Below are 5054 nucleotides of genomic sequence, written 5' to 3'. Positions count from 1 at the left end.
CTGTTTTTCCGTGCTGCAAAGCCAGCTCGACAGCGCCAAGGCCCAGGGCCAATGGGTACTGGTCGATTACTACGCCGACTGGTGCGTGTCGTGCAAGATCATGGAAAAACAGGTGTTCGGTAAACCCCACGTGATGGACGCCCTGAAAGACGTGCGCCTGCTGCGCCTCGACGTCACCGCCGACAACGCCGCCAGCCGCGCACTGCTCGGCCGCTACAAAGTGCCGGGGCCTCCGAGCTTCGTATGGATCGGCCCGGACGGTGAAGAACGCCGCGCCCGGCGCATCACCGGCGAAGTCGATGCCGATACGTTCCTGCAACGCTGGACCCAGACGCGGGACGCCCGCTGATGCTGACCCTGACCATCGGCACCTTCGCCATCGCGCTGAATCACATCCTGCTGATCAGCGCGCTGATTCTCGCCACCCTGGTGGGGTGGCGTGTGGCCAAGCGTGGGGGGGAGAACCCGGAGTCGGTGCTGTTCTACCTGTTCCTGCTGGGCATGTTGGCAGCCCGCATCAGCTTTGTGCTGATGTACTGGAGTTACTACCGCAACGACCCGTTGCAGATCGTCGACCTGCGCGACGGCGGCTTTCTCGCCTGGCCCGGCGTCATTGCACTGATCCTCGGCGCGCTGCTGTACGGCTGGCGCCGCCCGGCCCTGCGCAAACCGTTGAGTGCCGGGGTGATCACCGGCCTGCTGTTCTGGGGCATGACCAGCCTGTCGCTGAGCCTGTATGACAAAGGCTCGCGCCTGCCGGACATCACCCTGCGCAACGCGAATGGCGAGGTGGTGCAACTGGCGGACTACCAGGGCGGCCCGCTGGTGATCAACCTGTGGGCCACCTGGTGCCCGCCGTGCCGCCGGGAAATGCCGGTACTGGAACGCGCCCAACGCCAACGCCCCGACGTGACCTTCCTGTTCGTCAACCAGGCCGAAAGCATGCAAAGCGTCAGCACCTACCTGGCCACCCAGGGCCTGACCCTGGACAACGTATTGTTCGACGCCAGCGGCCGCCTCGGCCAGGCCGTGGGCTCCATGGCCTTGCCGACCACGCTGTTCTACCAAGCCGATGGACGCCTGATCAACAGCCACCTCGGTGAACTGTCCCAGGCCAGCCTGGCCCGCGCCATGGAACCCTTCGACATCGCCACTGAAAGGAAACCGACATGCCTCGCCTCCGCCACTTGCTGACCCTGCTGCCGCTGACGCTGGCCGCCACCCTGGCCCAGGCCGAAGACTGGCCGGCACCGATCAAACAGATCGAAGCCAAGGGCGCCAAGATCCTCGGCAAGTTCGACGCCCCCAGCGGCCTCACCGGCTACGCCGCGCAGTACCAGAACCGCGGCATGGCGCTGTACCTGACCGCCGACGGCAAAAGCGTGCTCGCCGGCAACCTGTACGACGCCCAAGGCAATGACCTGAGCAGCGCGCCCCTGGAAAAGCTGGTGTACGCACCGATGGCCAAGGAAGTCTGGGCCAAGATGGAAAAAAGCAGCTGGATCCAGGACGGCGACACCAACGCGCCGCGCACGGTCTACCTGTTCAGCGACCCCAACTGCCCATACTGCAACATGTTCTGGGAACAGGCCCGGCCATGGGTCAAGGCCGGCAAGGTGCAGTTACGCCACATCATGGTCGGCATCATCCGCGAAGACAGCCCAGGCAAATCCGCCGCCCTGCTGGCCAGCCAAGACCCGCAAAAAGCCCTGCAAGAACACGAAGCCGCCGGCAAGGGCAGCAAGTTGCAGGCGCTGGACAAAATCCCTGCCAATATTGAAGCCAAGCTCGATGCCAACATGAAGTTGATGGAGGAGCTGGAGTTGTCGGCGACGCCGGCGATTTTCTATCTGGATGACAAGGGCGGGTTGCAGCAACAGCAAGGGGCGCCGTCGCCGGATAAGTTAGGTAAGATTTTAGGTAGTAAATAACCGTCCGATACCCCAATGCAAAACGCTCCTGCCGATGGCTGGAGCGTTTTCTATCAGGACCCAACCGCTATTCTATACATGCTCCACCTTAAGATCCGTCATGGCAAAGTCATTACCATCCGCCCCAGAGGCGACCAACGTATAAACTTGCAATGTCATTGATGAGCCAGTGGCCACAAAGATCCCTTCGATTTTTTGCCAGAACATTGAGAAGGTCATTGCTGACGTAACGTAGCTTCCATTAGCGGCCAGCGCCAATACTGGAAGTGGCGCGGCCCCGTTGTAAGAACAGCCGAGCATACTGAAGCGGTAACTGCGTCCTGCCTCAAGCCCAGTAAAGGCTTTATACAAAACGACGCCCGAGCTACCTGAGGTTACGGTGCCGTTGGCTATGCAATATTTACCCAATTTGTAGGTCAGTTGGTTTTCGCCCTGACTCGCCGCCCCGTCAAGCCAGCCGTTGCGCGCGTAATTGATAAACGACGTGAAATCGTAGTACGCCGCGTCGAAGATCAGCCTCAACGACGGGAAGGTAACCACGTTTCTTTCACTCGTACTGCCATCAGGTGTGGTGTGGAACGTGAAAGTTAAGTAAGAGTCGTGCTTCAAGACCGCCAAGTGAGATCGCGGCACTATATCCACCATCCCCGCGCTAATGTCCGTCACTGCCTTCGCCAGATACACATCGAACGTGTAGGGATTGCCGTTTTGTCGCGTTCCGACTCCGCGCATCCAGCCTTTTTGCCCAAGCAGAATAAACCACCATTTCTCTACCTCGATGTCGGCGTTCCCGGTGAACGCACTTAACTTCAGGATGCCATCCTGAGTCGCGATTGGCGTCGCTTGCAGTACCACGGGGGTTGGTAAGCGGTGAGGAACACCGACCTTCAGTTGTAAATCGTTCGACGTCGCCAACTTGCAAGAGCTGCTCACTGTGTAGTTGATCGTCACCGTTGTACCAATAGCTTCAATCACCGCATCACGCGGCACGGCGAAGATGACCGGCCCGGGCCGGGTACCGGGCTTGGGCGCCAACAGCCAACAGCTACCATCCTTTTTCAACCAGCAAAGGCTGATTTCGTGCCGATGGCTCATACGCTGATAGTCGACGACGACGTCTATGCCATCGCGCCCATTGTATGGTTCCAAATCATCATCCACCGCTTGACTGACCCTGGGCTTGAGCAACACCAAGTCTTCCTGGACGATATGAAAAGCTGTCGCCGGAGCGTCAATGGCCTGAGCTCGATCACACGCCTCACAAAAACTCACCGCAAAGTGCAACTCAAAATCAACGCAATCTGCCAGTTTTTGCAGCTCTTCCCTCGGGATAGGTGTATCGACCCCATGGGCCTGCCAGTCATCCGTGACAGGCTCATCCATCAGCACGTCGAACCGGTAATCACTACCGTCCTCATGCTCACCGGTGATCCACATCCAACAGCATTTAGAACACGCGGCGTAGTCCCAAACAGGTACGACAGCGGTCGCGTCACCGGAGAAGGTGTTGAGATCAAGGGTGTCAAATGTTGCGTCTTCGATATCCGAGGGAAACAGTAGGGGCGCCAGAACATTGACCGTCCGTTCAGGTGAGGATTGTGGTGCATCACTATTGGGGAATTGAAGGGTGTAGGTCAGCGTCATCGGTTTGTTGAAGAAACAGGCAACGATACAGGGTGACAGCTTGACGGACGCCAGACTCCCATCCTCGTCAATCGTTACACAACCAAGCGGTTCTGGCCCGTAATCGGCACCACTCGCATAGAAACAAACCTGGTCGCCTGCATACGTGTCCAGGCCGAAGGCGTGTACATCCCCCCCTCCGCTGGTGAGTTCGGGGTTAAGGCACCACTCACCGTTATAGAGCACAGACTGCTGCAGATGGGGAGGTGGCATGTTTTCAATGCCAGGATCAACAATCAAGGCAGCGGTGCGGCGACGTTGAACTTCGAGAGCATTCCTCGGTAGGCGCGTCTCGAGGTGAGGATCAACTTCAGCGGGAGGCTGGGCCGCTAAGCCGCTCGTGATCCAGGCGCATTGGAGGGTGAGTGATCGCCATGGCTTACGTCTTGCCAGCCAACCACGTGCAATAGAAAACTGAAGTACATAACCCGGGACTGCCTCCTCAGCGGTTAACGCATAATCATAAATCACGGTGTAGAAAAGATGAGGAATCGCGTCTTGCTCGGTAACCGCCGTGCAGTAGATCTTATCTCCCTCTTTGGCGAGAAAAGGGACGGGCACAAGAACCGTCTCATCGCCAGTGTGATCCTTCATGTCATAGGTGGGCGTGTTATGCACGATTTTTTCGTGGAGCAAGTAAGGTGCGAGGTCTTCACTTTCACTGGCTGAGTAAAAGGTTATCCCCACCTCCTTGACCAGCGAAGCCACTGCCTGCCCTTGCGACTTTCCTATGTATGAGATGAGGGCCGTGAACCCCATGAGCTTCGTCAAGTAATCCAAGGGAATACCAATCTCCCTGGCCCCGGCGGCACCGCTTGAGTCCACAATATCCTCAAGTACCAACTCAGGCGCCTCCTTTGCGCTGAAGTGAACGGTGATAGCCGAGCTGTCCATGCGTGAATCGACGGTCAGGTATGAACCCGGCATTCGGGACGGAACAACAGTGCTATCCACCTCACTGGAAATTGACGGGGCATCAACTTCCGGAGCTTTTGGCTTGGCCGGTTTGGACCTGTTTGCATCGGTAGTACTCAAGGCGGATTCAAGCGCTGCTTTTTCTTTAGCCATGACAAGAACTCCGTGTTTCAAGGGTCATTGGCCCAGCCTGGGAGACCGGGGGCCCTTTAGTGAGCTCTTTTGATACTCGCTCGCCTACTGTTAAAATTGACAGTTCTGACAAAGTTACGCGATCTCTCCGATGAATGGTTGCTTCAACCCCCCCTCCAACTCCGCCATCAAATCACTCAACCGATCCACCTTCTCGGCACTGATCGCAGTCGCCGCCAGCCAATCGATGTACTCGGCCAACTGCGCCACCGTGCTGCATTCGAACATCGCCCGCAACGGCACATCCCGTTGCAAGGTCTTCTGCACGCGGGAGGCGATCTGCGTGGCCAGCAACGAGTGCCCCTGCCCCCGCTCGGCGCGGTTGGCGCCCAG

At 58.1% G+C, this 5054-nt stretch carries 5 protein-coding genes; 3 read left to right on the top strand and 2 right to left on the bottom strand.

What is annotated here, in order from left to right:
• From L9Z73_RS25050 to dsbG, 3 genes are all read left to right on the top strand, one after another.
• The coding region (locus L9Z73_RS25050; protein ID WP_247406820.1) for a thioredoxin family protein at positions 1-349 on the top strand (349 nt) is incomplete at its 5' end.
• Positions 349-1194 (top strand): TlpA disulfide reductase family protein, encoded by an 846-nt coding sequence (locus L9Z73_RS25045; protein ID WP_247406818.1) that lies wholly within the window; start codon positions 349-351, stop codon positions 1192-1194. The genes L9Z73_RS25050 and L9Z73_RS25045, both read left to right, overlap by 1 nt.
• Complete coding sequence (gene dsbG, locus L9Z73_RS25040) at positions 1170-1931, top strand: thiol:disulfide interchange protein DsbG (RefSeq protein ID WP_247406816.1); 762 nt, start codon at positions 1170-1172, stop codon at positions 1929-1931. Before L9Z73_RS25045 ends, dsbG begins: the two co-directional genes overlap by 25 nt.
• 72 nt (positions 1932-2003) lie before the next feature.
• On the opposite strand, the gene L9Z73_RS25035 is transcribed toward dsbG, so the two are convergent.
• Together L9Z73_RS25035 and L9Z73_RS25030 are read right to left on the bottom strand one after the other, a co-directional pair.
• Positions 2004-4682 (bottom strand): hypothetical protein, encoded by a 2679-nt coding sequence (locus L9Z73_RS25035; RefSeq protein ID WP_247406814.1) that lies wholly within the window; start codon positions 4680-4682, stop codon positions 2004-2006.
• Between the two features lie 114 nt (positions 4683-4796).
• Positions 4797-5054: phosphopantetheine-binding protein (locus L9Z73_RS25030; RefSeq protein ID WP_247406811.1), on the bottom strand; the 258-nt coding region annotated here is incomplete at its 5' end.

Origin of the sequence: Pseudomonas emilianonis (assembly GCF_023072625.1) — a bacterium.
GTDB classification, from domain to species: domain Bacteria; phylum Pseudomonadota; class Gammaproteobacteria; order Pseudomonadales; family Pseudomonadaceae; genus Aquipseudomonas; species Aquipseudomonas paraveronii.
The sequence above is the reverse complement of the archived record's forward strand: the minus strand, read 5'-3'. Positions and strand labels throughout refer to the sequence as shown.